Source organism: Pseudomonas khavaziana, from assembly GCF_019145205.1.
Taxonomy (GTDB): Bacteria; Pseudomonadota; Gammaproteobacteria; order Pseudomonadales; family Pseudomonadaceae; genus Aquipseudomonas; species Aquipseudomonas khavaziana.
The window spans coordinates 239,372-263,818 of record NZ_JAHSTT010000005.1; the positions used below are offsets into that span (position 1 = coordinate 239,372).

Annotated in this window: 20 protein-coding genes; 7 read left to right on the top strand and 13 right to left on the bottom strand. The window is 61.3% G+C overall.

What is annotated here, in order from left to right:
• Positions 1 to 138: 138 nt before the first annotated feature.
• Positions 139 to 702 carry an NAD(P)H nitroreductase gene (locus KVH01_RS14605; protein WP_217881886.1) on the top strand — a complete coding sequence of 188 codons (564 nt, stop codon included), beginning with the start codon at positions 139 to 141 and terminating at the stop codon, positions 700 to 702.
• A 145-nt stretch (positions 703 to 847) separates the two neighbouring features.
• On the opposite strand, the gene KVH01_RS30835 is transcribed toward KVH01_RS14605, so the two are convergent.
• The 7 genes from KVH01_RS30835 to gap all read right to left on the bottom strand — a co-directional run bounded on the left by KVH01_RS30835 (position 848) and on the right by gap (position 9,805).
• Positions 848 to 2,986: a methyl-accepting chemotaxis protein gene (locus tag KVH01_RS30835; protein WP_217881887.1), complete on the bottom strand. Its 2,139-nt coding sequence runs from the start codon at positions 2,984 to 2,986 to the stop codon at positions 848 to 850.
• Between the two features lie 137 nt (positions 2,987 to 3,123).
• Positions 3,124 to 3,525 carry a YbaN family protein gene (locus KVH01_RS14615; protein WP_217881888.1) on the bottom strand — a complete coding sequence of 134 codons (402 nt, stop codon included), beginning with the start codon at positions 3,523 to 3,525 and terminating at the stop codon, positions 3,124 to 3,126.
• A 159-nt stretch (positions 3,526 to 3,684) separates the two neighbouring features.
• On the bottom strand, positions 3,685 to 4,293 hold the full coding sequence (locus KVH01_RS14620) for a biliverdin-producing heme oxygenase (protein WP_217881889.1): 609 nt from the start codon (positions 4,291 to 4,293) through the stop codon (positions 3,685 to 3,687).
• A gap of 135 nt (positions 4,294 to 4,428) precedes the next feature.
• The gene (locus tag KVH01_RS14625; RefSeq protein ID WP_217881890.1) at positions 4,429 to 6,993 is read right to left on the bottom strand and encodes a TonB-dependent receptor; all 2,565 of its coding nucleotides are present in this window, start codon (positions 6,991 to 6,993) and stop codon (positions 4,429 to 4,431) included.
• A 116-nt stretch (positions 6,994 to 7,109) separates the two neighbouring features.
• Complete coding sequence (locus KVH01_RS14630) at positions 7,110 to 8,078, bottom strand: FecR family protein (protein ID WP_217881891.1); 969 nt, start codon at positions 8,076 to 8,078, stop codon at positions 7,110 to 7,112.
• A gap of 74 nt (positions 8,079 to 8,152) precedes the next feature.
• On the bottom strand, positions 8,153 to 8,671 hold the full coding sequence (locus KVH01_RS14635) for an RNA polymerase sigma factor (protein ID WP_043051108.1): 519 nt from the start codon (positions 8,669 to 8,671) through the stop codon (positions 8,153 to 8,155).
• Positions 8,672 to 8,803: 132 nt separating this feature from the next.
• The gene (gene gap, locus KVH01_RS14640) at positions 8,804 to 9,805 is read right to left on the bottom strand and encodes a type I glyceraldehyde-3-phosphate dehydrogenase (protein ID WP_005791003.1); all 1,002 of its coding nucleotides are present in this window, start codon (positions 9,803 to 9,805) and stop codon (positions 8,804 to 8,806) included.
• 221 nt (positions 9,806 to 10,026) lie between these two features.
• Between gap and edd the strand changes: the two genes are divergently transcribed.
• From edd to KVH01_RS14660, 4 genes are all read left to right on the top strand, one after another.
• The gene (gene edd, locus KVH01_RS14645) at positions 10,027 to 11,853 is read left to right on the top strand and encodes a phosphogluconate dehydratase (RefSeq protein WP_057021643.1); all 1,827 of its coding nucleotides are present in this window, start codon (positions 10,027 to 10,029) and stop codon (positions 11,851 to 11,853) included.
• Positions 11,850 to 12,806, top strand: coding sequence for a glucokinase (locus KVH01_RS14650; RefSeq protein WP_056847602.1), 957 nt, complete (start codon positions 11,850 to 11,852; stop codon positions 12,804 to 12,806). Before edd ends, KVH01_RS14650 begins: the two co-directional genes overlap by 4 nt.
• 74 nt (positions 12,807 to 12,880) lie before the next feature.
• Positions 12,881 to 13,615: a response regulator gene (locus KVH01_RS14655; protein ID WP_043051111.1), complete on the top strand. Its 735-nt coding sequence runs from the start codon at positions 12,881 to 12,883 to the stop codon at positions 13,613 to 13,615.
• 31 nt (positions 13,616 to 13,646) lie between these two features.
• Positions 13,647 to 15,074 (top strand): ATP-binding protein, encoded by a 1,428-nt coding sequence (locus tag KVH01_RS14660; RefSeq protein ID WP_200893595.1) that lies wholly within the window; start codon positions 13,647 to 13,649, stop codon positions 15,072 to 15,074.
• Positions 15,075 to 15,302: 228 nt separating this feature from the next.
• Here KVH01_RS14660 and KVH01_RS14665 read toward each other — a convergent pair whose 3' ends face one another.
• Complete coding sequence (locus KVH01_RS14665; RefSeq protein ID WP_043050051.1) at positions 15,303 to 16,232, bottom strand: AraC family transcriptional regulator; 930 nt, start codon at positions 16,230 to 16,232, stop codon at positions 15,303 to 15,305.
• A 327-nt stretch (positions 16,233 to 16,559) separates the two neighbouring features.
• On the opposite strand from KVH01_RS14665, the gene KVH01_RS14670 reads away from it, so the two are divergent.
• Both KVH01_RS14670 and KVH01_RS14675 read left to right on the top strand, forming a co-directional pair.
• A complete protein-coding gene (locus tag KVH01_RS14670) occupies positions 16,560 to 16,901 on the top strand; it encodes an antibiotic biosynthesis monooxygenase family protein (RefSeq protein WP_043050050.1) in 342 nt (113 codons plus the stop codon).
• Positions 16,902 to 16,942: 41 nt separating this feature from the next.
• The gene (locus tag KVH01_RS14675; protein WP_217881892.1) at positions 16,943 to 17,188 is read left to right on the top strand and encodes a hypothetical protein; all 246 of its coding nucleotides are present in this window, start codon (positions 16,943 to 16,945) and stop codon (positions 17,186 to 17,188) included.
• A 140-nt stretch (positions 17,189 to 17,328) separates the two neighbouring features.
• On the opposite strand, the gene KVH01_RS14680 is transcribed toward KVH01_RS14675, so the two are convergent.
• The 5 genes from KVH01_RS14680 to KVH01_RS14700 form a co-directional block, all read right to left on the bottom strand.
• Positions 17,329 to 17,961 carry a flavin reductase family protein gene (locus KVH01_RS14680; RefSeq protein WP_217881893.1) on the bottom strand — a complete coding sequence of 211 codons (633 nt, stop codon included), beginning with the start codon at positions 17,959 to 17,961 and terminating at the stop codon, positions 17,329 to 17,331.
• Positions 17,962 to 18,035: 74 nt separating this feature from the next.
• Positions 18,036 to 19,355 carry an MFS transporter gene (locus KVH01_RS14685; RefSeq protein WP_217881894.1) on the bottom strand — a complete coding sequence of 440 codons (1,320 nt, stop codon included), beginning with the start codon at positions 19,353 to 19,355 and terminating at the stop codon, positions 18,036 to 18,038.
• Between the two features lie 268 nt (positions 19,356 to 19,623).
• Complete coding sequence (locus KVH01_RS14690) at positions 19,624 to 20,949, bottom strand: sigma-54-dependent transcriptional regulator (protein WP_217881895.1); 1,326 nt, start codon at positions 20,947 to 20,949, stop codon at positions 19,624 to 19,626.
• The gene (locus KVH01_RS14695; RefSeq protein ID WP_217881896.1) at positions 20,943 to 22,709 is read right to left on the bottom strand and encodes an ATP-binding protein; all 1,767 of its coding nucleotides are present in this window, start codon (positions 22,707 to 22,709) and stop codon (positions 20,943 to 20,945) included. The genes KVH01_RS14690 and KVH01_RS14695 overlap by 7 nt, the downstream gene beginning before the upstream one ends.
• An 89-nt stretch (positions 22,710 to 22,798) precedes the next feature.
• Positions 22,799 to 24,322, bottom strand: coding sequence for a fumarate hydratase (locus KVH01_RS14700; RefSeq protein WP_046069363.1), 1,524 nt, complete (start codon positions 24,320 to 24,322; stop codon positions 22,799 to 22,801).
• Between the last annotated feature and the right edge of the window lie 125 nt (positions 24,323 to 24,447).

Genomic DNA, 24,447 nt, shown 5'->3' on the forward strand with positions numbered 1-24,447 from the left:
AAATTCCTGGAAACGGTCGGAAAATGTGGTCGCAAAGTCTAACAGGGCAGGGCGGTTTGAATAAGAGCAATTATCGTTTGGTGGCATCCGGATTCTTTCCCGCTAGAATGACCGCACATTTTTCTCTGGAGGTGGCCAATGCAGGCTCTCGACGCTTTGCTCAACCGTGTTTCCGTGCCACGTTTGCTGGAACCGGCACCGACCCAGGAGCAGCGCGACCTGTTGTTCGCCGCCGCCATGCGTGCGCCCGACCACGGTCAACTGCGCCCTTGGCGTTTCCTTACCGTAGAAGGCGCAGCCCGTGAGCAGATGGGCACGCTGTTGGCCGAGGCCGCGCGCCTGCAGGATGCCGAAGCTCCCCAGGCGGTCATCGACAAGGCCCAGAACGGCCCGCTGCGTGCGCCGTTGGTGGTGGTGGTGATCGCGCGCCTGCAAGAGCACTTCAAGGTGCCCAAGTCCGAGCAATTGCTGGCGGCGGCTTGTGCAGCCCACGGCATCCTGTTGGCGGCCTATGCCCAGGGGATTGGGGCAGTGTGGCGGACCGGTGAATTGTCCTACTCGGCCCATGTGGCCAAAGGGTTGGGGCTGACGGCGGATGAAGAAGTAATTGGTTTTCTCTACTTGGGCACACCGCAGAACCCGCCACGCACCGCGCCGAAGGAAGACCTGACGCCGTTCGTCCAGGCCTGGCCCGGCCGGTAATTCACCACCGCCCTGCTCTATATGTAGGAGCGAGCTTGCTCGCGAAGAACTCAAAGGCGCCGCGTTTATTCAGAAAGCACGCGTTATCGTTGACGTTTTTCGCGAGCAAGCTCGCTCCTACAGGAATCAAAGTTTCAGAACCGAGTCAGACCCTGAACTGATCCATCAACTTCATCTGCTGGCTGGCCAGTGCATTGAGCTGGCTGCTGATCGCCGCCGACTCGGTGGCCTGGCCGGTGAGGGTTTCGGTCACGGTGCGAATCGCCGAGACGTTGCGGTTGACCTCTTCGGCCACTGCGCTCTGCTCTTCGGCGGCACTGGCGATTTGCAGGTTCATGTCGCTGATCACCGTGACCGCGTCACTGATCTTGCCCAGGGCCTGCACCGCCTGGTGGATCTGCCCGGCATTACTCTGGGCCTGTTGCTGGCTGGAGTGCATGGTCGCTACCACGCCTCGGGTGCCGCTCTGGATACGTTCGATCACCAGGCGGATTTCCTCGACCGAATCCTGGGTGCGCTTGGCCAGGTTGCGTACTTCGTCGGCCACCACCGCAAAGCCACGCCCGCTTTCGCCGGCGCGTGCCGCTTCAATCGCGGCGTTCAATGCGAGCAGGTTGGTTTGTTCGGCGATGCTGCGGATCACCTCCAGGACCGAGCCGATCTGTTCGCTGTTGACCGCCAGGGCTTCGACTTCGCTCACCGCTTTGCTGACTTCCTCGGCAAGGGTGGTGATATCACGGGTGCTCTGCTCGATGATCGACATGCCTTCGCGGGCCGACTGATCGGCGCCGCGTGCCGCGCTGGCGGCATTCGAGGCACTGTTGGCGACGTCGTGGGCGGTGGCGCTCATTTCATTCGACGCGGTCGCCACCTGGTCGATTTCGCGGAACTGCACCTGCATGCCTTCGCTGGTCTGGCGCGCAATGGCCGAGGACTGATCCGCCGTACCACGGGCTTCGGTAATGCTTTGCTTGATCTGCGCTATGGTCGGTTGCAGCTTGTCGAGGAAGCGGTTGAACCAGTTCACCAGCTCGCCGAGTTCGTCTTTCTTGGCGTACGCCAGGCGTTGGGTGAGGTCGCCGTCGCCGCTGGCGATGTCCTTAAGCATGGCGGCCACGCTGTTGATCGGCCGGGTGACGCCGGTGGCGGTCAGCCAGATCAGCAGCAAGCCCAACAGGCCGGCAGCCGCTGCTACCAGCAAGGCTTTGAGGGTACCGCTGGCCTGGGCCTCATCGAGCACCGCTTGCAGCTTGACGTTATCGGCCAGCATCACGGCTTTCGGCAGTTTGATTACCACGCCCCAGGACTTGGCATCGGCAATCGGCTTGACCGGGTATACGGCGTGAATGATGTCGTTCTGCCCGCGGATCACTGGCCGGTCATTGGCGAGCAGTTGCACAATTTCCCTGCCTTCGGCGCCGAGGCTATCGATCAGGTTCTTGCCTACCTTGGCCGGTTCACCGCTATAGGCCGCGATCAAGCCGGTGCTGGACAGAATCTCTAGGTGCGCTGCGCCGTTGAACAGATCTTTCTGCGCCGCATCGGTGGTCGCTTGCAGGGCCGTAAGGGCGATATCGATGCCGACGACGCCGATGACTTTGCCATCAACGATCAGTGGCAGGGAAATGGTGGTCATCAGCACAGGTTTGCCGGCCACTGTGTCTTCGTAGGGGTCCAGCAGACAGGTGCTGCGGGTGTCCCGTGGGCAGGTATACCAAATGTTATAGGGCGTGCCGCTGAGGTTGAGGGTGGTCTTGGTCAGGTCATCCTCGACCATGATGGTGTTGAGGCCTTCACCGCCGGCACGGCTCCAGTAGCTGGAAAAGCGGCCTTTTTCGTTGGAAACGCGCGCTTTGTCGTCGACGAATTCGCTGTCTTTGCCATCCAGCCCGTTGGGTTCGAACGACAGCCAGATGCCCAGCACCTTGGTGTTGCGTTCGAATGCGGTTTTTACGCTCTGGTTGATTTCTTCGCGCAGGGCGCCGGCTTCAAGAGAGCGCTTGGTCCCCAGCTGACGCAAGTCTTTGATCTGGTCGGCGAGGGCCGTGACCACCAGCAGATTTTCACCAAAAGTTGTTTGCAAGTGCCCGGCCTGTTCGGCTGCCTTGGCTTGCAGCAGTTGTTCCACGCTGGCGGTCAGCATTCGTGAGCTTGAGTCACTGACCAATAGGTCGTTCTGGTTGGTGTTGTAGATATTGATGCCGACCACCAGTGCAATGACCCCCAACAGGCAAAGACCGGACAGCAGCACGATTTTGAAGCGAATGGAGAGGGTGTCGAACATAGGGTCACTCACGAATGACTTGTTGGAATGCGGGCAGCAGAGCCAAGTCCATTCGGCGCCATGTCTGAAACATCGGCGTCACAAATCGATTCATGAGGAATAGGCGATGAGCGGTAGGATACCGCCTACATGGAGCCCTATATGGGGCGTGCCAGCTGCTCGGGGCGGGACCAGATCCACAGGTTGCCCAGGCTCATACCGGCAATGGCCAGATACACCGGCCAGCCGTGATCCAGCATCACCAGCATCAGGACGGCACACAGCAACATACTCACGGTGGCGCTGACCTTGGCCCGACGCGCAATGATCTTGCCGTTGCGCCAGTTGAACAGGATAGGCCCGAACAGGCGGTGGTTTTCCAGCCAGGCGCTCAGGCGTGGTGAGCTTTTGGTGGCGGCCCAGGCGGCGAGGAGGATGAATTCGGTGGTGGGCAAACCCGGTATGACAATCGCCACCAGGCCGATCCCCAGGCTGACGTAGGCCAGCAGGCCGAAGAGGACTTGGGCGATTTTGGAGGAGGATTGGGGTTTGCCGGTCATAGGTAGGAATATCACAAAAAATCGATGTGAAATGAGTGCTCAGTGTGGGAGGGGGCTTGCTCCCGATGGCAGAGTGTCAGTCAGCTTATGTTTAGCTGGCACACTGCCATCGGGAGCAAGCCCCCTCCCACATTTTCTGATTGCATTTCAATCTGGAGGTCAGGCCATTTCAGGGGCGCTAGCGTACGCCTGTTCCAGCAACACGGTGAAGCGCACAAACGCATCGATTGCACCTTTCTCCACGGCGGCTTCTTCTTCGGCGCTGAATTCCAGGCTGTCGAGGGTGCGGGTGAAGCTTTTCCAGCCTTCGGCGCGACCGCCGGCCGGTTCGCCCAGGTGGCGGGCACCGAAGGTTTCACTCAGTCCCAGGCCCACGGCGCGCTTGATCAGGAACGCGGCGCCCAGCTTGGAGCCTTCGGACACGAACAGCCAGCCCAGGGCCTCGGCTTTACTCGGATTCTGCACCGCACCAGCCACCGGGGCCGGGATCTCAGTGTCCAGGTCTGCCAGGTCGAGCTTGGCGGCTTCGGCGCGGCAGCGTGCGGCCAGGTCCGGGACGATCTTGATCAGTTCGGCATTGTTGTACAGGGTTACCAGTTCCGACTGGAACAGGTACTGGGCCACCACGAAGCGGGCGAAGTTGGCTTGGGTTTCGAACGGCGCATGAGCCTTCACCAACGCATCCAGCTTGGTGTGCGGTTCATTGGTGATCTGGTTCAGGCGCTGGGAGCGCAGGCTCGGGCGTTCTGCGGTAGGAGAAGCGGTCATGTAAAAGTCCTTGAGAAGGTAAGCGCCTGGGTGCCCTTAAAGAGAGCTGTTATCAACTAGACGAACAAGAAGACGCGGCACAGTAAAAAATCCTCACCCCGCCGCTGTGGATTCCGGCGAGGTGAGGCGGGTGGGTCAGATGTCCCAGATCAGGTTGATCGCAAAGTTGCGACCTGGCTGGGTCAGGCGGTCGAGGTTGGCCGGGCCGGTTACGCCAGCTTCGCCGACGCTGTCGTAGCTGCGCACGTCATCCCAGTTCCAGTACTTCTTGTCGGTGAGGTTGTAGAGGCCACCGTTGACGGTCACGTCGTTGCTGACCTTGTAGTAGGCGGTCAGGTCGAGGATGCCGAAGCCTGGGGTCTTGAACGGGCCGTCGGTGCTGCCGTCAGGGGCGTGGAAGGTGGTGCTGTCGACGCGGTTCTGTTTCTTCACCAGGGTCCAGCTCAGCAGGCCGCCGTAGTTGTCCTGGTCGTAGCCCAGGCCAAACACGCCCTTGAGCGGGTTGACGCTGTTCAATGGCTCGCCGTTGTCGTCGTTGCGGCCATGGGCGTAGGCAATGGAACCCTGGGTATACAGACCTTTTGGCGCGCCGAAGGCGTCCAGGTCCAGGCGGCCCTTGGCTTCCATGCCCTTGATGGTGGCGCGCTTGATGTTCACGGCCTGGAACTGCTCCACGGTGCCACCGACCACGGCGTTGTCTTCGTCGATAAAGTCACGGTACTTGTTGTAGTACACCGCGATATCAAAGGAGCCTTGGTCAAACTTGCCGCGAATCCCGGTTTCGATGCCCTTGCTGGTTTCCGGCTTGAGGTCGGGGTTGGGTTCGACGGTGTAACCCAGGTTGAGGTTTTCGAAGCGGCCGTACAGGGCCTTGGCGGACGGGGTGCGGAAGCCTTCGGCGTATTGGCCGAACCAGGTGTAGTGATCGGTCAGGGCATAGGTCAGGCCGAACTTGGGCGTGACGCGGTGCCAGGTCTTGTCCTTGCCGTCGACTGCGTATTCGCCGGTAGGGTTGACGGTGTTGAGGAATTCCTGGGTCAGCTTGGGCTTGAGCCGGGTGTAGTCATAACGCACGGCGGGCAGGAAGGTCCATTTGTCCCAGGTGATCTGGTCCTGGGCGAACAGCGAGTAGGTGTTGATGGTCGGGTCGGGGAAGTCACTGGCCTTTTTCACGCTATCACCGGCTGAGGGGCTCGGCGCGCCGATGGCCGTGCATCCGGCGCCCACCGCCAGGCACGAGGCCGAGCCTTCGCGGGAACCGGTGACTTTCTGCTGCTTGAGGGTGGTGCCGTAGGTCACCTGGTGATCGGTCTCATCCAGGCTGAAAGCCTTGTCCAACTGGGCATCGAAGACCCACTGTTTTTCTTCGTAAAGGGTATCGCGGGTACGCAGGACACGACGGCCAGCCTGGTAGATCTCGGCGGTGGTCTGGTCGGTCTTGGCGGTCTGGTAGTTGAGGCTGGTCTTGATGCGGTCGGCAATCGGAGACTCCAGGGCAAAGCTGTTTTCCAGCCCGAAGCGCTCGCGGGTGATGGTGTCGTTGCCTGAGCGGGCACGGTAGAGGTTCATGCCCCGACCGCCGATGAACGGGCCGCCCACGGCGTTCTTCAGGTTGACGTCGCGATCATCCTTGAACTTCTCGTAGGTCAGGCCCAGGCGGTTGTCATCGCCGTAGTTCCACCCCAGTTTGGCCAGTACATTGGTGGTGCGCGCATCTTCCGGGTTGGCGCCGGTACGGGCCAGGCCGGTGGCGTTATTGCCATCGTAGGATTCGGTCTCGTGGCCGTTGCGCTGGCTCAGGTGCAGCAAACCGTCGAAGTCCTGTACGCGCCCGGCGAAGGTGCCGGAGGTCAGCCAGCTTTCGTCGGCGGAGCTGTAGCCGGTCTTCAGGCGGGCGCCGACGTCTTTGCCAGGCTTGATGATGTCGTCCGGGTCGAGGGTGAAATAACTTACCGCGCCGCCGATGGCGTTGCTGCCGTAGAGGGCCGAGGCCGGGCCGCGCAGGATCTCCACGCGCTTGACGATTTCCGGGTCGACGTAGTTGCGACGGGTCTTGGCGTAGGGGCCGTTGAAGAAGTTGTTGGGCACTTCGACGCCGTCGACCTGGGTGAGGATGCGGTCACCGTCGATACCACGGATGTTGTAGCCCGAGTTACCCGAGCGGGTACCGGCGCCGCCGACGGAGACACCGGGCTCGTAGCGCACCAGTTCGCGGATGTTGTTGGTGTTCTGGCGGTCCAGTTCCTCGCGGTCGTGCACGCTGACGGTGCTCGGTACGCTGTTCACATCCTGTTCGTTACGGGTGGCGCTGATGGTCACCTGTTGCAGGTTGAGCGCGCCGCCCGCGGCACGTTTTTCCAGCACGATGTTGTTATTGCTCAACTTGCGGTAGCTCAGGTTGGTCCCCACCAACAGCCGGTCCAAGGCTTTTTCCGGCGGCAGCGGGCCGCGTACGCCTGGGGATAACACACCCTGGCCGAGCTCGGCCGGCAGGCCGACTTGCCAGCCTGTTACCGCGGTAAAGGCATTGAGTGCCGACACGAGCGGCTGCTGCTCGATGCTGAAATTGTAATTTGCATGGCTGCGCGGGGTCGGCTCGGCGGCGGTGGCGGCCATGACAGGCGCGCCAGCCAGCAGGATCGCGGCGGCCAGCAAGGACAAGACGGGCGAAGAACACCGGCGGTTGAAACGAGAGGACATCGAGAGCGCTCCGGGGATACGAATCTTATAGTTGCGAACCGAACCAAATAGGAATCAGTTGCATTGGCTAAGACGAGACGTACCACCGTGCGCTATCGAGTAAAAATAATTCTCATTTAGTTCAGGATCACCAATGCCGGGTATTCCGAGAGCTTGGCCGAGGTGATGTGGGCCAGTGAGCGCACCACATCCAGGGGCTGGTCGAGGCGATAGTTGCCGGTGACGGCGACGCTGGCCAGTTGCTCGTTGTTGTTGACGATCCAGCCTGGGTAATAGCGCCGCAGTTCGGCCAGCACTTCGCTCAGCGGGCAGTTTTCAAATACCAGGCGGCCCTGGATCCAGGCCAGGTCCTTGCCGGCATCCAGCTTGGCCGGCTGGCCGAACCCCTTAGGCCCGATGCGGATGCTTTGCCCGGCGCTCAGTCGCACGCGGGCATCGTCGAAAGTGTTGCTCAAGTCGACATCGCCACGCTGCACCTGTACCTGTGCTTCGCCATTGAGGTAGCGCACGGCGAATGCCGTGTCGCGCACGCTGGCGCGCACGGGGCCGGCGTCGATTTCCAGGGGCAGGCCACGGGTGGGGGCGATTTCGAAAAACGCTTCGCCCTGGTACAGGCGGGCAATGCGCTGGTGGTCTTTGAAGCTGCTGGAAAACGCCGAGTTGGTGTTCAACAGCACCTTGGAGCCATCGTCCAGTTGCAGGCGCTGGCGCTCGCCGACCACGGTGAGGTGGTCAGCCTGCAGGCGCACCGGCAGGTTGCTGAAGCTGAACAGGCCGATCAGCAGCACGGCGGCGGTAGCGAGGGGTTTCCAATGCGGTTTGACCCGGCGCCAACCCCTTGGCTTGCGCGGCGCAGCGAGGGCCACGGCGGCACTGTGTACTGGCGCGCCACCCCAGGCGGCACGGGCCTTGCTGAAGGCGTGGACGTGGGCCGGATCTGCGGCCAGCCAAGCGTCGAACGCGGCCTGCTGCCCGGGTTGTGGGCACTGCAAGGCGATCAGCCAATCGAGGGCTTGATCCATGGCCGCGTCTTGCAACACCTCATGAGCCAGCTCATGAGGGGGCAGTTTATTCGGGTCCGTCACGGTGTTCCTCGGGTCTTCGCCACGTTCTATTCATCTTTCCTACAGCTTGGATCGATAGCTCTGTCGGGTGAAGCTTAAGGCTGATCCAACCGTTCGGCCACACCTACACAGATGGCCATGATCAATTTCAGTTCCTTTTGCACGGTGCTCAAGGACACGTTCAACTGATCGGCAATTTCCTGATAGCTGCAACCGTGGAGGCGGCTGAGGATGAAAATCCGTTGCTGGCGGGCGCTCAACTGGCCGAGGCTGACGCTCAGGTGCTCCAGCAGTTGCTCGGCCTGGGTGGCTTCTTCCGGCGTACTGACCGGGGCCGCCACGCTTTGCAGCACGTCCAGTGGCACATCTTCCTGCAACGTGCGGGCCTGGATCCGGCGTGAACGCAGGTGGTCCAGCGCCAGGTTGCGCGCTGTCTGGTAGACAAAAGGTTCGAGGTGGTCGATTGGCCGCTCGCTCAGGGCCCGAGTCACGCGCAGGTAGGTTTCCTGCAACAGGTCCTCGGCCGTGCTGTGGTTATTGACCATGCGCTGCAGAGTGCGAAGCAGAATCACCCGTTGGGTGAGAAAGACGTGGTTGAAGCGAGATTGGCTCACAGTGATACCAGACCGATTTGCAGTGAATGATAATGCTTATCATCAACTGAAATGGCAAGTGGCTATTTCCCTGAACCTACTCTGGACAAAATGTAACTGTGGGAGGGAGCATGCCCCCTCCCACAGGTGAGTTTATTCGGCGTTGCAGAGCGCCAGGCAGTTATCCAGCATGCGGTTAGAGAAGCCCCATTCGTTGTCGTACCAGGCCAGTACCTTGAGCAGCTTGCCGCTGACCTTGGTGTGGTTGGCGTCGAAGATCGACGACAGCGGGTTATGGTTGAAGTCACTGGAAACCAGCGGCAGGGTGTTGTAGCCGAGGATCTTCGAATGCTGGCTGGCCTGTTTGAGCAAGGCATTGACCTCATCGGCCGTGGCTTCTTTCTTCAATTGCACGGTGAGGTCGACCAGGGACACGTTGATCACCGGTACACGCACCGCCATGCCGGTCAGCTTGCCCGCCAGTTCCGGCAGCACCAGGCCCACCGCTTCGGCAGCGCCGGTCTTGCTCGGGATCATGTTCTGGGTGGCCGAACGCGCGCGGTAGGGGTCGGTGTGGTAGACGTCGGTAAGGTTCTGGTCGTTGGTATAGGCGTGAATGGTGGTCATCAGGCCGCTTTCGATACCCAGCTCACGGTGCAGCACCTGGGCTACCGGTGCCAGGCAGTTGGTGGTGCAAGAAGCGTTGGAGATGATCTGGTGGGACTGACGCAAAATGTCATGGTTGACCCCGTAGACCACAGTGGCATCCGCGCCCTTGGCCGGTGCTGAGATGATCACCTTGCGTGCGCCGGCGGTAATATGGGCGGCAGCCTTGTCGCGGTCGGTGAACAGACCGGTGCATTCGAACACCACGTCGATCTTGTGTGCAGCCCACGGCAGGTCGGCGGGGTTGCGAATGGCGCTGACGGCAATCCGGTCACCATTGACGGTCAGGCTTTCCTGATCGTGGGCGACCTCTGCATCGAAAGTGCCGTGTACGGTGTCGTACTTGAGCAGGTGGGCATTGATCGAGCTGTCGCCCAGATCATTGATGGCGACGATCTGCAAATCCTGGCGATAGCCTTGGGTATACAGTGCGCGCAGGACATTACGGCCGATACGGCCAAAACCATTGATTGCGATACGTAGAGTCATTGGAAAGTGCCTATCGTCGATTTGTTGTAAGAATTACAAGATTATTCGCATAAAAATAGAAAACAAGCCTTTTTAGTGGCAATATTTTGTTCAATCTACAACGAGTGACCTGAATCAACTGGTCCGATGATCCAAACGACCCCCTGCCATCCCATGAGCCGTGGGCGTTTGATCAGCATAGACACTCAGGTCGCCACATCCGTTAGCCTGGAGTTCTATACATGCATCCCCGCGTCCTTGAGGTCACCGAACGGCTTATCGCCCGCAGCCGCGCCACCCGCGAGGCTTACCTTGCGCTCATTCGCGGCGCCGCCAGCGACGGGCCGATGCGCGGCAAGCTGCAATGCGCCAACTTCGCCCACGGCGTGGCCGGTTGCGGCACCGAAGATAAAAACAGCCTGCGCATGATGAATGCCGCCAACGTGGCAATTGTTTCTTCGTATAACGACATGCTCTCGGCGCACCAGCCCTACGAACATTTCCCTGAACAAATAAAGAAAGCCCTACGTGAAGTGGGCTCGGTCGGCCAGTTCGCTGGCGGCACGCCCGCCATGTGCGACGGCGTGACCCAGGGTGAGCCAGGCATGGAACTGAGCCTGCTCAGCCGTGAAGTCATCGCCATGTCCACGGCGGTAGCGCTGTCCCACAACATGTTCGACGCCGCGCTGATGCTGGGGATCTGCGACAAGATCGTCCCCGGCCTGATGATGGGCGCGCTGCGCTATGGCCACCTGCCGATGATCTTCGTGCCCGGCGGGCCGATGCCGTCGGGTATCTCCAACAAGCAGAAGGCCGATGTGCGCCAGCGCTATGCCGAAGGCAAGGCCAGCCGCGAAGAACTGCTGGAATCGGAGATGAAGTCCTATCACAGCCCCGGCACCTGCACCTTCTACGGCACCGCCAACACCAACCAGCTGCTGATGGAAGTGATGGGCCTGCACTTGCCGGGCGCGTCGTTCGTCAACCCGTACACGCCGCTGCGTGATGCGTTGACCCGCGAGGCCGCGCACCAGGTCACCCGCTTGACCAAGGCCAATGGCAACTTCACGCCGATCGGCGAGATTGTCGACGAGAAGTCCATCGTCAACTCCATCGTCGCCCTCAACGCCACGGGTGGTTCCACCAACCACACCCTGCACATGCCGGCCATCGCCATGTCGGCGGGCATCATCCTGACCTGGCAGGACATGGCCGACCTCTCCGAGGTGGTGCCGACCCTGTCCCACGTGTACCCAAACGGCAAGGCCGACATCAACCACTTCCAGGCGGCGGGCGGCATGTCGTTCCTGATCCGTGAACTGCTCGAAGCCGGCCTGCTCCACGAAGACGTCAATACCGTGGCTGGCAAGGGCTTGAGCCGGTACATCCAGGAACCGTTCCTGGTCGATGGCGAGCTGGTCTGGCGCGACGGCCCCATCGAAAGCCTCGACGAAACCATCCTGCGCCCGGTGGCTCGGGCGTTCTCGCCCGAAGGCGGCCTGCGCGTGATGGAAGGCAACCTTGGCCGTGGAGTGATGAAAGTCTCGGCGGTGGCGCCGGAGCATCAGGTTGTCGAAGCGCCGGCGGTGGTGTTCCAGGACCAACAGGACCTGGCGGACGCTTTCAAGGCCGGCCTGCTGGAAAAAGACTTCGTTGCGGTGATGCGCTTCCAGGGCCCGCGCTCCAACGGCATGCCCGAATTGCACAAAATGACGCCGTTCCTCGGCGTGTTGCAGGACCGAGGTTTCAAAGTCGCATTGGTGACAGACGGGCGTATGTCCGGCGCCTCGGGTAAGATCCCCGCCGCGATTCACGTCAACCCCGAAGCCCAGAGCGGCGGGCCACTGGCGCGAGTGCAGGATGGCGATATCATTCGTGTGGATGGCGTTACCGGCACCTTGGAGCTTAAGGTAGACGCCGCAACTTTTGCAGCGCGCACGCCTGCCACGGGCCTGTTGGGCAATAACGTAGGCGCCGGTCGTGAGCTGTTTGCATTCATGCGCTTGGCCGCGAGCTCCGCAGAGCAGGGCGCCAGCGCCTTTACCTGTGCCTTGGAGACGCTTAAGTGAAACTTGCGCTGGTCGGTGACATCGGGGGTACCAACGCCCGCTTTGCGTTGTGGCGGGACCAGGAACTGCATTCGATCCGCGTGCATGCCACCGCAGATCACTCGAGCCCTGAGGAGGCCATCAAGGTCTACCTCAAGGAAGAGGGCCTGCAAGTCGGCGATATCGGCGCGGTGTGCCTGTCGGTGGCCGGGCCGGTGAGCGGTGATGAATTTAAATTCACCAACAATCATTGGCGCTTGAGCAAGACTGCGTTTTGCCAGGCGTTGCAGGTGGATGAACTGCTGCTGGTCAACGATTTCTCCGCCATGGCCCTGGGCATGACGCGCCTCAAGCCCGACGAATTCCGCGTGGTCTGCCAAGGCACGCCGGAACCGTTGCGCCCGGCCGTAGTGATTGGCCCGGGCACCGGCCTCGGTGTGGGGACGTTGCTGGATTTGGGCGCTGGCCGCTTCGCGGCGCTGCCGGGGGAGGGCGGGCATGTCGACCTGCCCCTGAGCAGCCCGCGGGAAACCCAGCTGTGGCAGCACATTTACAACGAGATTGGCCATGTCAGCGCCGAAACCGCGTTGAGTGGCGGTGGGTTGCCGCGTCTGTACCGCGCTATCTGTGCGGTCGACGGGCATACTCCGGTGCTGGACAGTCCCGAGGCTATTACCGCAGCGGGGCTGGCTGGTGACCCCGTGGCCATGGAAGTGTTGGACCAGTTCAGCATCTGGCTGGGCCGGGTGGCGGGCAATAACGTACTGACCACGGGTGGGCGCGGTGGCGTTTACATCGTGGGTGGGGTAATACCGAGGTTTGCCGACTTCTTTATCGCCAGCGGTTTCGCCAAGAGCTTTGCGGATAAAGGCTGCATGAGCGACTACTTCAAGGGCATTCCGGTGTGGCTGGTGACCGCGCCATATTCCGGGTTGACCGGGGCGGGTGTGGCGCTTGAGCAGGCTTTTGCGTAGGCAGTGATGGCCTCATCGGGGGCCAGCCCCCGATGAGGCCCTGAAGAGCCCCCCATAACAACAAGGAGGACCCCGTGAGCGTAATCAGTAAATCCATTCTCCTCGTCGACGACGACCAGGAAATCCGCGAATTGCTGCAAACCTACCTCAGTCGCGCCGGCTTCCAGGTGCGTGGCGTGCCGGATGGCGCGGGGTTCCGCCAGGCGATGAACGAGGCGCCGTGCGACCTGGTCATCCTCGATGTGATGCTGCCGGACGAAGACGGTTTCAGCCTTTGTCGCTGGATCCGCCAGCACCCGCGCCAGGCGCAGGTGCCGATCATCATGCTCACCGCCAGTTCCGACGAAGCCGACCGGGTGATCGGCCTGGAGCTGGGCGCCGATGACTATATCGGCAAGCCATTCAGCCCCCGCGAATTGCAGGCGCGGATCAAGGCCCTGCTGCGTCGTTGCCAGTTTGGCCAGGAGCGCGGCAGCAGCAGCGACGTGCTGGTGTTCGACGATTGGCGCCTGGATACGATCAGCCATCGGCTGTTCCACGTTGACGGTGAAGAGGTGATCCTCTCCGGCGCCGACTTTGCCTTGCTCAAATTGTTTCTCGACCACCCGCAACAGATCCTCGACCGCGATACCATCGGCAACGCCACCCGTGGCCGCGACCTGATGCCCTTGGACCGTATCGTCGACATGGCCGTCAGCCGCCTGCGTCAACGCCTGCGCGATACCGAAAAACCCCCGCGGCTGATCCGCACTGTGCGCGGCAGCGGTTATCAACTGGCAGCCAGCGTGGTTGCCGGCAATGCCCACTGACCACCCGGCCGAACGACGCCGCCGCTTTCCGGTGCCGCGCTCGCTGTTGGGGCGCATGCTGCTGCTGACCTTGCTGGTGGTGCTGTTCGCCCAGGCATTGTCCAGCGTGATCTGGGTCTCGCAGTTGCGCGCCACCCAACTTGAGGGCCTGGTCACCAGCGCCCGTAGCCTGGCGCATTCGATGACCGCCAGCGTGAGTTATTTTCGTTCGCTGCCGGTGGCCTATCGGCCCTTGGTGCTCGACCAGTTGCGCAGCATGGGCGGCACGCGTTTTGTCGTGACTCTCAATGATCGCCCGCTGGATATGGCCTTGCTGCCGCAAACTCCGCGCAAACAGGCGGTGCTGGAAGCGGTCGATGACGTGTTGCGCCAGACCCTGGGCGCCAGCGTGCTTATCTCGGTGGAGTTTGTCAGCGCCGAAGATCTGCGTATCTTCAATGCCGGCTTGAAGCTCGACGAGCTGCCGCGTTCCTGGGCGCATTACGCCTTGACCCTGGAACCGGTAAACCCGCCGGTACTGGTCACCCAGATCCAGCTTGCCCCCGGAGAATGGCTGTACATCGCCTCGCTGCTGCCCGAGCCCTATACCAGCCTTGAAGAACAGGGCCTGCCGTCCCAGCAGGTGTGGTTTATCGTGCTGACCAGCGGCTTGCTGCTGCTGTTCATCGGCCTGCTGGTGCACTGGCAAAGCCGGCCGCTCAAACGCCTGGCGCGTGCGGCGCGGGACATGTCCCTGGGCGCCGATGTGGAACCGGTGGCCGAAGGCGGCGGCAGTGAAGTGGTGGAGGTGGGCCGTGCCTTTAATGCGATGCGCGAACGCATCAGCCGTTACCTGACCGAACGCAGCCAGTTGTTCAGCGCGATTTCCCACGACTTGCGCACACCGATTACCCGCCTGCGGCTGCGTGTGGAACTGCTCGAAGACGAGAACCTGCAAGCCAAGTTCGGCCGCGACCTGGATGAATTGGAGTTGCTGGTCAAGGGCGCGCTGCAATGCGTGAAAGACACCGACATTCACGAAAACATCCAGCCGGTAGACCTCAACCACGTACTCGAATGCCTGGTGGAGCCCTACCTGGCGCCCAATGGCAATGGTCGCGTGACTCTGGATGGTGCGGCCTTGGCGCCTTATCCGGGCAAGCCGCTGGCGCTCAAGCGCTGCATCGGCAACCTGATCGACAACGCCTTGAAATATGGGCAGAACGCGCATTTGCATATTGAGGACGATGGCGCGCTGTTCACCCTGCATGTGGATGATGAAGGGCCAGGTGTGCCGGAACAGCGCCTGGAGCAAGTCTTCGAGCCGCACTTTCGCCTGGCCGGCCAGCAGCAGGGGTATGGGTTGGGATTGGGGATTGCGCGCAACATCGCCCATAGCCATGGAGGGGAAGTGAGTTTGCAAAACCTGCGCGAAGGCGGCCTTCGCGTCACCCTGCAACTGCCCCGCGGACTTGACTGAACACACGCTGATTAAACGTGGGAGGGGGCAAGCCCTAATGCCAGTCAGTTAAGCGGTCATCGCCTTCTGTAGGAGCGAGCTTGCTCGCGAAAAACGTCAACGATAACGCGTCTTTGCTGAATGAGCGCGGCGCCTGTAAGTTTTTCGCGAGCAAGCTCGCTCCTACAAAAAAGCCTTAACTGACTGGCATTAGGGCAAGCCCCCTCCCACATTTTGATCTCCATCCGTTTAAATACTTTGGCGCAGCCGGGCCAGGTCTCTCAGCGGCGGCGCGCCAAACAACCGGCTGTATTCCCGGCTGAACTGCGACGGGCTTTCATACCCTACCCGATAGCCCGCCGCCGAGGCTTCCAGCCCTTCGGCAATCATCAGTCGTCGGGCTTCCTGCAAACGCAGTTGTTTCTGGTATTGCAGGGGGCTCATGGCAGTGATCGCCTTGAAACGATGGTGCAAGGTCGAGACGCTCAGGTTCACTTCTTTGGCCAGGTCGTCGATGCGCAGCGGTTGTTCATAGTTGCCGTTCAACCATTTGATCGCCTGGCTGACACGATGGCTCTGGCTGTTGGCCACAGCGATTTCATACAGGCGATAACCCTGGGGGCCACGCAACAAGCGGTAGAGAATCTCACGGTTGATCAGCGGCGCAAGCATGGCGATGTCTTTGGGCGTATCCAGCAGTCGGGTCAAGCGCAGCACGGCGTCGAGCAATTGGTGGTCGATGCGGTCGACGTACATTCCGCGGGTCGACGGGCGCGAAGGCACGCCCATGGGCCCGGCCTCTGCGATCAGGGCCGTCAGTTGCGTCGGGTCGATGTTGATACGCACCGACAGGTTGGGGTTCTCGGCGCTGGCATCGATAATCCGCCCGGCCACCGGCATCGCCACCGAGAACACCAGGTAGTTGAGCGGGTCGTAGGCGAAGATTTCGTCGGCCAGGCGCACTTCCTTGCTGCCGCTGGCCAGGATGCACAGCGCAGGTTCCACCAGCACCGGCATGAAATCCCGCGGTGTGTTGTGGCGGTTCAGGTACAGCGAGGTGATCGCGGTGCCGTAGGAGCCGTCTTCCCAGGTATGGCGGTGCACGATACTGGCCAACTCGGCGCGTTGCTTTTCCATCTCGGCATCGAGAGGAGTGGACTTTGGATCGGGCGACGGCATGGGGCGTCCTCTACACGCTGCTTTGATGGGCTCAGCTTAGCGGCAGCTTTTCAAATAGTGTTACGTCGATTCTGCCTGATCCTTGCCTGATCCTGCGATCTGTCGTGAATCAGGCAAGCGCCAGGCCTGTCATCTCCCTGAAACACTGGGCGAACGCGTGGAATAAATCCTGGGGGCAAACGTCCTATCTAGGCTTTTCGCAGGATTGTGCAATAAGCCTGCAGGAATCGACTAACCGCGCCCGTACCCGCGCCGTTATCTTTGATCCTGTGGCAACACGCCCCCACAGTGCTTGCCGAGCATCACTTCTCAACGGGAGAGTCGAACATGTCCACCCCCATTCCCGCGAGCCATATGGCCTTTATCCGCGCCCGTAGCGGGTGCAGCACCGAACTCGGTGCACGCTTGAGCAGTTTGATCGAACCAGGACGCCAGGCCGAGGGTTGCCTGCAATTCTCGTTGCAGCATTCACAGGTCGACCCCGATGTGTGGCTGGTCTCAGGGTTCTGGAGCAGCGAACAGGCCATGAGCGCCTACTTCAACTCGCCGGCCCTGATGATCCTCACCGAGCTGTTGAACGACATGGTGATCCGCAGCATGGACTTCCAGACCTTCACCGATGCATCTGCCGCCCATGCCTACGGCGAGTACCTGCAACTGGCCGGTTGAGGGTTACAATGGCCGACTTTTAATTGGCCAGGACTTGCAACATGGCACGTAGACAATTTGCCCACCACGAAGCCGTTTCCGCCGTAGTACCGGGAGAAGATGGCTACAGCGCCGCCGTCGCCGTCAAGGCACTGGATGGCATGGGCGCCCCGCAGTTCCACAAGATCCTCGACGGGCAGACGTTCAAGACGGCGTCCGATGCCGATGACGCGGCGACGCAGCAACTTGAGTGCCTGGTCGATGTGGACGTGGAAGGTCAGCTGACTTGGGCACCTGCTGCGAACTAAACAACACAGATGAGCCAAATGTGGGAGGGGGCTTGCCCCCGATGGCTATGTATCAGCTACAAATTTGCTGGCTGACACACCGCTATCGGGAGCAAGTCGAATCGTCGCACCGCCCCTCCCACATTTTTAATGCATTTCAGTCAGGGTTTCGTAGCGCCTGGGCGGTACATTTTGAACAGGGCCTCAGGGCCCAGCTGGAAGTAATCAGCGGGTCCCCCGCCACGCAAAATCGGCTCGGCGGCAGCGGTGTCGTAGATACCATCCTTGAGCAACCACTTGGCAATATGCACCGCCACCACTTCGCCCAGCACCAGCCAGCTCGGCACCAGCTCTTTGTCAGCACGTTGCAGCTGAATGATCTGCGTCACCTTGCATTCGAACGACACCGGACTCTCGCCCACCCGTGGCACGTCGACGATTTTCGAGGCCACCGGCGTCAGGCCGGATAACTCGAATTCATTCACCTCGGGCGAGACCGCCGCGCAGCTCTGGTTCATCTGCTCGGCCAGCGGGCGGGTGGCCAGGTTCCATACGAACTCGCCTGTCTGTTCGATATTGTTCAGGCTGTCTTTACGCCCGACACTGGAAAAACCAATGATCGGCGGAATGTAGTTGAACGCATTGAAGAAACTGTAGGGCGCCAGGTTCAGGCGCCCCTCGCGGTCGTGTGACGAAATCCAGCCAATCGGCCGCGGGCCGACAATCGCGTTGAACGGATCATGGGGCAGGCCGTGGCCGTTGGCGGGTTCGTAGAAGTGGATATCGTCGGACATGACCTGTTCTGCTCTCAGTTCTGAAGCCCACATCATATCCAATATGAGAAGGGGGTTGCCCCCCTCCCAGATTTTTAGTCCGTGGTAATCCGCGAATGCTTGCGCGTGTCCTTCATGGTCACGTAGACCATCAGCGACACTGCGATACACGCGGTCACGTACCAGTAGTAGCCGGTTTCCATGCCGATGCTCTTGAACCACAGGGCGATGTATTCAGCGGTACCGCCGAAGATCGACACGGTCAGGGCATAGGGCAGGCCCACGCCCAGGGCGCGGATTTCGGTAGGGAACAGTTCGGCTTTCACCACGGCGTTGATCGAGGTGTAGCCGCTGACGATGATCAGCGCCGCCATGATCAGGAAGAACGCCCCCCACCAGGACTGGATGGTGTGCAGGGTGGTGAGGATCGGCACGGTGAACAGGGTGCCGAGGATACCGAAGGCGATCAGGATCGGCCGCCGGCCAATCTTGTCCGACAGCCCGCCGACCAGGGGTTGCAGGCACATGAACAGGAACAGCGTCGCCGCCGAGATGGTGGTGGAGTCGGAGATGCTCATGCCGACCGTGTTCACCAGGTATTTCTGCATGTAGGTGGTGTAGGTGTAGAACGCCAGGGTGCCACCCATGGTCAAGCCGACCACGGTCATCAGTTCCTTGGGGTGGCGCATCAAGGTGCGCATGGCGCTTTCCTTGGCTTTTTCCTTCTTGGTGAACGATTCGGTTTCTTCCATGCCACGACGCAGGTACAGCGCGACCACTGCACACAAAGCGCCGATGGCGAACGGGATACGCCAGCCCCAGGCATACAGTTGCTCGGTGGTCAGCAGTTGTTGCAGCACGATCAGCACCGCCAGCGCGATGAGCTGGCCGGAGATCAGGGTCACGTACTGGAAGCTGGAGTAAAAGCCACGGCGTTCCTTGGTCGCCATTTCGCTGAGGTACGTGGCAGAGGTGCCGTATTCGCCACCGACCGACAGGCCCTGCAGCAAGCGGGCAAACACCAGCAGGATCGGCGCGCCGATACCAATGACTTCATAGCTTGGGCTCAGGGCGATCAGCAGGGAGCCGAAGCACATCAGGTAGACCGAGGCCATCAGGGCTTTTTTACGCCCGACTTTGTCGGCATACAGGCCCATCAGCCAGCCACCGATCGGACGCATCAGGAAGCCCACGGCGAAGATCGCGGCGGTGTTGAGCAATTGGGCGGTGGTGTCGCCCTTGGGGAAGAAGGTCTTGGCAAAGTACAGCGAGAAGGCGGCGTAGACGTACCAGTCGTACCACTCGACCATGTTGCCGACCGACCCGCTGAAGATCGATTTGATTCGGCTGGAAGTGGTGCGCTCTTTTGCCGGCGCAGTTGCCGACCCCAGAGGCAAGGTATTGGAGTTATCCATTGAAGGATCCTTCATCTAGTTGTTTTTATGGAGCGTGCTTGAGCACTGCCTGGTTCGGGCTATAGCAGGAGCTGTGCCAGGTAGATGAAGGCCCGGAATAGAAGGGTTGCAGGATTTTTTTGAGCGGAAAGTTGCCGATGATTTTTGGCTGGTAAGCGGAAATCCGCTTATGGTTGCTGACGCCATCGGGGGCAAGCCCTGATGCCGGTCAGTCAAGCGCAGATCCCCTGTGGTAGGGGGCTTGCCCCCGATGGCGATCGGAAGGTCGCTAGAGAAACATCTCCCGCGCCAACCCATGCCGTTGCATCTTTTCATTGAGGGTCCGGCGCGGCAGTTGCAGCTCGGCCAGCACTGCCTTGATATCGCCTTTATGCCGGGTTAACGCGGCTTTCAGGCAATGTGCCTCGAACGCTTCCTGTTGGGCCGCCAACGATTGCCCGGCTTCGATCCCTTCCGGTTCCGGATCGCCGAGCCCCAACACCTGGCGCTCGGCGACGTTGGCCAGTTCACGCACGTTCCCCGGCCAGTCATGACTGAGCAGGCGCCCCAACTGTGGCCCACTCAAGGGTTCGACATGACGGCCCAGACGTTCAGCAGCACTTTGCGCGAAATGGTCGTACAGCAACGGAATATCTTCGCGGCGCTCGCGCAACGGCGGCAGGCGCAGTTGCGCGACGTTCAGGCGATAGGCCAGGTCTTCACGAAAACGCCCGGCTCGGGCCTCTTCCAGAAGGTCAGGCTTGGTGGCGGCGATGATGCGCAGATCCACGTGGATGCTTTGGTTGGAACCCAGCCGCTCCAGCTTCTGTTCCTGCAACACCCGCAGCAGTTTCACCTGTTGGGCCAGGGGCATGCTTTCGATCTCATCCAGGAACAACGTGCCGCCATGGGCATATTCCAGCTTGCCGATGCGTTTGCCCTGGGCGCCGGTAAAGGCGCCGCTTTCGTGGCCGAACAACTCGGCTTCAAACAGCTGCTCGGGGATGGCGGCACAGTTGAGTGCTACAAACGGCTTTTTCGCCCTGGGGCCAAAGTCGTGCAGACAGCGAGCAACCAACTCCTTGCCGCTGCCAGTCTCGCCACGGATCAGCACATTGACCGGCAGGGTCGCCAGGTCCAGCACCTGACGACGTAGGTTTTGCAGGCCCTTGGACACCCCCAGCAGGCTGGATTCCAGCTGTGCGCGGTGATCGGCCTGTTGATGCAGGCGACGGTTTTCCAGGATCAGGCCACGCTTGTCCAAAGCCCGGCGCAGGCTGTTGAGCAGGGCCTCGGGGCTGAAGGGTTTCTCCAGGAAATCGTAGGCACCGTCGCGCATGGCTTCGACGGCCATCGGCACATCGCCATGGCCGGTGAGCAAAATCACCGGCAGGTCGGCATCGCGCCGCTGCACCTCGGCCAGCAGTTCAAGGCCGCTGAGCCCGGGCATGCGCACGTCGCTCAAAATCACCCCGGGAAAGTCTTTGGGCAGGTGCGCCAGGCATTCTTCGGCGCGACTGAACAATTGCACCTCAAACCCCGAAAGGCTCAGCCATTGCTCGACGGCGGTGCGAATGCTGGCTTCGTCATCGACCACAATTACGGCGTTCAACATGGCGCTGGCGTCTCCAATGCAATCGGCAAGGTCAGGGTAAACACTGCGCCGTCGCCACGGTTGCCGGCGCTCAGGCGACCGCCCAATTCATGCACGATAGCGTAGGACACCGCCAGCCCCAAACCGAGGCCGTCGCCCACCGGCTTGGTGGTGAAGAACGGATCGAACACGCTGTTCAGGTGTGCTTCGGCGATCCCGCCGCCGCTGTCGCTGACAGTCAACTGCCACAGCTGCTGATCGGCATGCAGGCGGATTTCCAGGCGCTTGCGCGGCTTGTCGGCCATGGCGTCCAGCGCGTTGCGCAGCAGGTTGATCAATACCTGTTCCAGGCGGATCGCGTCGCCGCGTACCCAGGCCGGGCGCGTCAGGTCCAGCACGACGCCGATGGCTTCATCACGCAGGCGCGCGTCGAGCAAGTGCAAGGACTGATCGACCACGGTGGCCAGGTCCAGGCGTTCGCGCAGGCCGCTGGGACTCTTGCGGGCGAAGGTCTTGAGGTGCCCGGTGAGCGCGGCCATGCGCGTGAGCATGTCATCGAGCGGCGTGAGCGCCTTGTAGGCATCGTCCACCCGGCCATGGTCGAGCAACAACCGCAGCGTCGCCAGTTGCATGCGTTGGGCCGTCAACGGTTGGTTGATTTCATGGGCAAGGGCAGCGGACATCTGCCCCAGTGCCGCCAGCTTGGCCGACTGCACCAGGCCATCCTGGGCGGTGCGCAGCGCCTGGGTGCGTTCCTCGACCAACTGTTCCAGCTCTTCGCGGCTGCGCTGACGCAAGCGGGCCAGGCGCCAGCGTTGGCTGAGGAACAGCGCCAGGAATACCAGCGCCAGCCAGGATCCCGCGGCGGCGAGACCGGCGTTGCGTTGGTCTTCAAACGGGAACAGGGGTTTGCGCAGCAGGTGCAGGGTCCAACCCTCGGCTTTCAACGGCAGGGACTCCCAGATGTAATTGGCATTACCGTCGGGGCCATTGACGCGCATCAAATGGCTGTTTTCGTCGAAGCGCTGCAGAACGCTGGTCTCCAGCGGCTGCAGGTGTTTCTTGTCGTATTGGCGGGTGGCCTTGAGTTCAGCCAGGTCGCTTTCGGACAACGGCCGCAGGTTGCGATAACGCCAGCCCGGCTGGTTGGCGATAAACACAATGCCCCGCGCATCGCTGACCAGCAGCAAGTCATTACCCTGGGCCCATTCGCGTTCAAGCTCAGGGAATTCCAGCTTGACCACCATGGCGCCGAGGAACTGCTCGTGTTCATCGACCACCGCACTGGAAAGGAAGTAACCGGGAATGCCAGTCGTCACACCCACCGCGTAAAAACGCCCGGTGCCTTGGCTCAGGGTCTGGCTGAAATACGGGCGAAATGCGTAGTTGTGGCCGACATAGCTGCTGGGCAGATTCCAGTTACTGGCGGCCACCGCCAGGCCGGTGCGGTCCATCAGCTCCAGGGTGGATGATTGGGCGGCGCCGTTGATGCGTTCGAGCTTGCGATTGAGCACGTCCTGGGTGGTGCCATCCAGCGGGCCCTTCAAGGCGCGGATCATTTCCGAGTCCAGGGCCAGCACGGCGGGCAGGGCGCGGTAGCGTTCGATCAGGGTGTGCAGGGAGTTGGCATACAGCGCAAGCTGCTGATTGGCGCGAGCGGCGTCATCCACCAGGGCCTGGCGTTCGGCATGGCGTGTGGCCAAGGCAGCGGCCAGCACCGCACCGGCGATGATCAATAACGAGTAAAAGGTCAGGCGCAGGGGGCGAGGGATCACGATCATACGATGATGAACAGGCACGGTAAGGGCGAGCACCATACCATGAGCTGTCTGGGACGTGTGTGGGAGGGGCAAGCCCCTCCCACATCGACTTACTGTACTTCTACCGCAAGGCTCTCACTGATCTTTTTCTGCCAGATGGCAGGACCGGTGATGTGCACTGACTCACCCTGGCTGTCGACCGCCACGGTGACCGGCATGTCTTTCACGTCGAACTCGTAGATGGCTTCCATGCCCAGTTCGGCGAACGCCACCACGCGCGATTTCTTGATGGCTTGCGCCACCAGGTAAGCGGCGCCGCCCACGGCCATCAGGTACACGGCCTTATGGTCCTTGATCGCTTCGATGGCGGTCGGGCCGCGCTCGGATTTGCCGATCATGCCCAGCAGGCCGGTTTGCTCGAGGATCTGACGGGTGAACTTGTCCATCCGCGTCGCGGTGGTCGGGCCAGCCGGGCCAACCACTTCTTCGCGCACCGGATCAACCGGGCCGACGTAGTAGATAAAGCGGCCCTTGAGGTCCACCGGCAGGGTTTCGCCCTTGTTGAGCATCTCGACCATGCGCTTGTGCGCGGCGTCTCGACCGGTGAGCATCTTGCCGTTGAGCAACACGGTTTCGCCCGGCTTCCAGCTTTGCACTTCTTCCGGGGTCAGGGTGTCGAGGTTGACGCGGCGGGCCGACGGGCCGGCTTCCCAGACGATTTCCGGGTAGGCGTCCAGCGATGGCGCTTCCAGCGACGCCGGGCCGGAACCGTCGAGCACGAAGTGCGCATGACGGGTGGCGGCGCAGTTGGGGATCATGCACACCGGCAGGGAGGCGGCATGGGTCGGGTAGTCCATGATCTTCACGTCGAGCACGGTGGTCAGGCCACCCAGGCCCTGGGCACCGATGCCCAGTTGGTTGACCTTCTCGAACAGCTCCAGGCGCATCTCTTCAATACGGTTCTGCGGGCCGCGCTTTTTCAGCTCGTGGATGTCGATGGATTCCATCAACACTTCCTTGGCCATCACCGCGGCTTTCTCGGCGGTGCCGCCGATGCCGATGCCGAGCATGCCTGGTGGGCACCAGCCGGCGCCCATGGTCGGAACGGTCTTGAGCACCCAGTCGACAATGGAGTCGGACGGGTTGAGCATGGCCATTTTCGACTTGTTCTCGGAACCACCGCCCTTGGCCGCTACGTCCACTTCCACGGTGTTACCCGGGACGATGGAGTAGTGGATCACCGCCGGGGTGTTGTCCTTGGTGTTTTTACGCGCGCCCGCCGGGTCGGCGAGGATGGATGCACGCAGGACGTTTTCCGGCAGGTTGTAGGCGCGACGCACGCCTTCGTTGATCATGTCGTCCAGGCCCATGGTGGCGCCGTCCCAGCGTACATCCATGCCTACGCGCACGAACACGGTGACGATACCGGTGTCCTGGCAGATCGGGCGGTGGCCGGTGGCGCACATGCGCGAGTTGATCAGGATCTGGGCGATGGAGTCACGGGCCGCCGGCGATTCTTCGCGCAGGTAGGCTTCGTGCATGGCCTGGATGAAGTCAACGGGGTGGTAATAGGAAATGAATTGCAGGGCGTCGGCAACGCTCTGAATCAGGTCGTCTTGCTTGATCACGGTCATGAGTCGCGCTCCTCTATAAGGGAACATTCAATAAAGGTGGCTTCAGTATTGCGTCGGTCGGCTGAAACCATCTTTCCAAGGCACGCCAAAGTGGTGCAGGCGCGACGCTAAAAAGGCGCGGCAGT

What these genes read in the sequence shown, in the direction of transcription:
- KVH01_RS14700 (WP_046069363.1), bottom strand. Translation starts at nt 24,322, where the DNA reads ATGACCGTGATCAAGCAAGACGACCTGATTCAGAGCGTTGCCGACGCC.
- edd (WP_057021643.1), top strand. Translation starts at nt 10,027, where the DNA reads ATGCATCCCCGCGTCCTTGAGGTCACCGAACGGCTTATCGCCCGCAGC.
- KVH01_RS14690 (WP_217881895.1), bottom strand. Translation starts at nt 20,949, where the DNA reads ATGTTGAACGCCGTAATTGTGGTCGATGACGAAGCCAGCATTCGCACC.
- KVH01_RS14620 (WP_217881889.1), bottom strand. Translation starts at nt 4,293, where the DNA reads ATGACCGCTTCTCCTACCGCAGAACGCCCGAGCCTGCGCTCCCAGCGC.
- gap (WP_005791003.1), bottom strand. Translation starts at nt 9,805, where the DNA reads ATGACTCTACGTATCGCAATCAATGGTTTTGGCCGTATCGGCCGTAAT.
- KVH01_RS14625 (WP_217881890.1), bottom strand. Translation starts at nt 6,993, where the DNA reads ATGTCCTCTCGTTTCAACCGCCGGTGTTCTTCGCCCGTCTTGTCCTTG.
- KVH01_RS14675 (WP_217881892.1), top strand. Translation starts at nt 16,943, where the DNA reads ATGGCACGTAGACAATTTGCCCACCACGAAGCCGTTTCCGCCGTAGTA.
- KVH01_RS30835 (WP_217881887.1), bottom strand. Translation starts at nt 2,986, where the DNA reads ATGTTCGACACCCTCTCCATTCGCTTCAAAATCGTGCTGCTGTCCGGT.
- KVH01_RS14680 (WP_217881893.1), bottom strand. Translation starts at nt 17,961, where the DNA reads ATGTCCGACGATATCCACTTCTACGAACCCGCCAACGGCCACGGCCTG.
- KVH01_RS14670 (WP_043050050.1), top strand. Translation starts at nt 16,560, where the DNA reads ATGTCCACCCCCATTCCCGCGAGCCATATGGCCTTTATCCGCGCCCGT.
- KVH01_RS14605 (WP_217881886.1), top strand. Translation starts at nt 139, where the DNA reads ATGCAGGCTCTCGACGCTTTGCTCAACCGTGTTTCCGTGCCACGTTTG.
- KVH01_RS14695 (WP_217881896.1), bottom strand. Translation starts at nt 22,709, where the DNA reads ATGATCGTGATCCCTCGCCCCCTGCGCCTGACCTTTTACTCGTTATTG.
- KVH01_RS14615 (WP_217881888.1), bottom strand. Translation starts at nt 3,525, where the DNA reads ATGACCGGCAAACCCCAATCCTCCTCCAAAATCGCCCAAGTCCTCTTC.
- KVH01_RS14665 (WP_043050051.1), bottom strand. Translation starts at nt 16,232, where the DNA reads ATGCCGTCGCCCGATCCAAAGTCCACTCCTCTCGATGCCGAGATGGAA.
- KVH01_RS14685 (WP_217881894.1), bottom strand. Translation starts at nt 19,355, where the DNA reads ATGGATAACTCCAATACCTTGCCTCTGGGGTCGGCAACTGCGCCGGCA.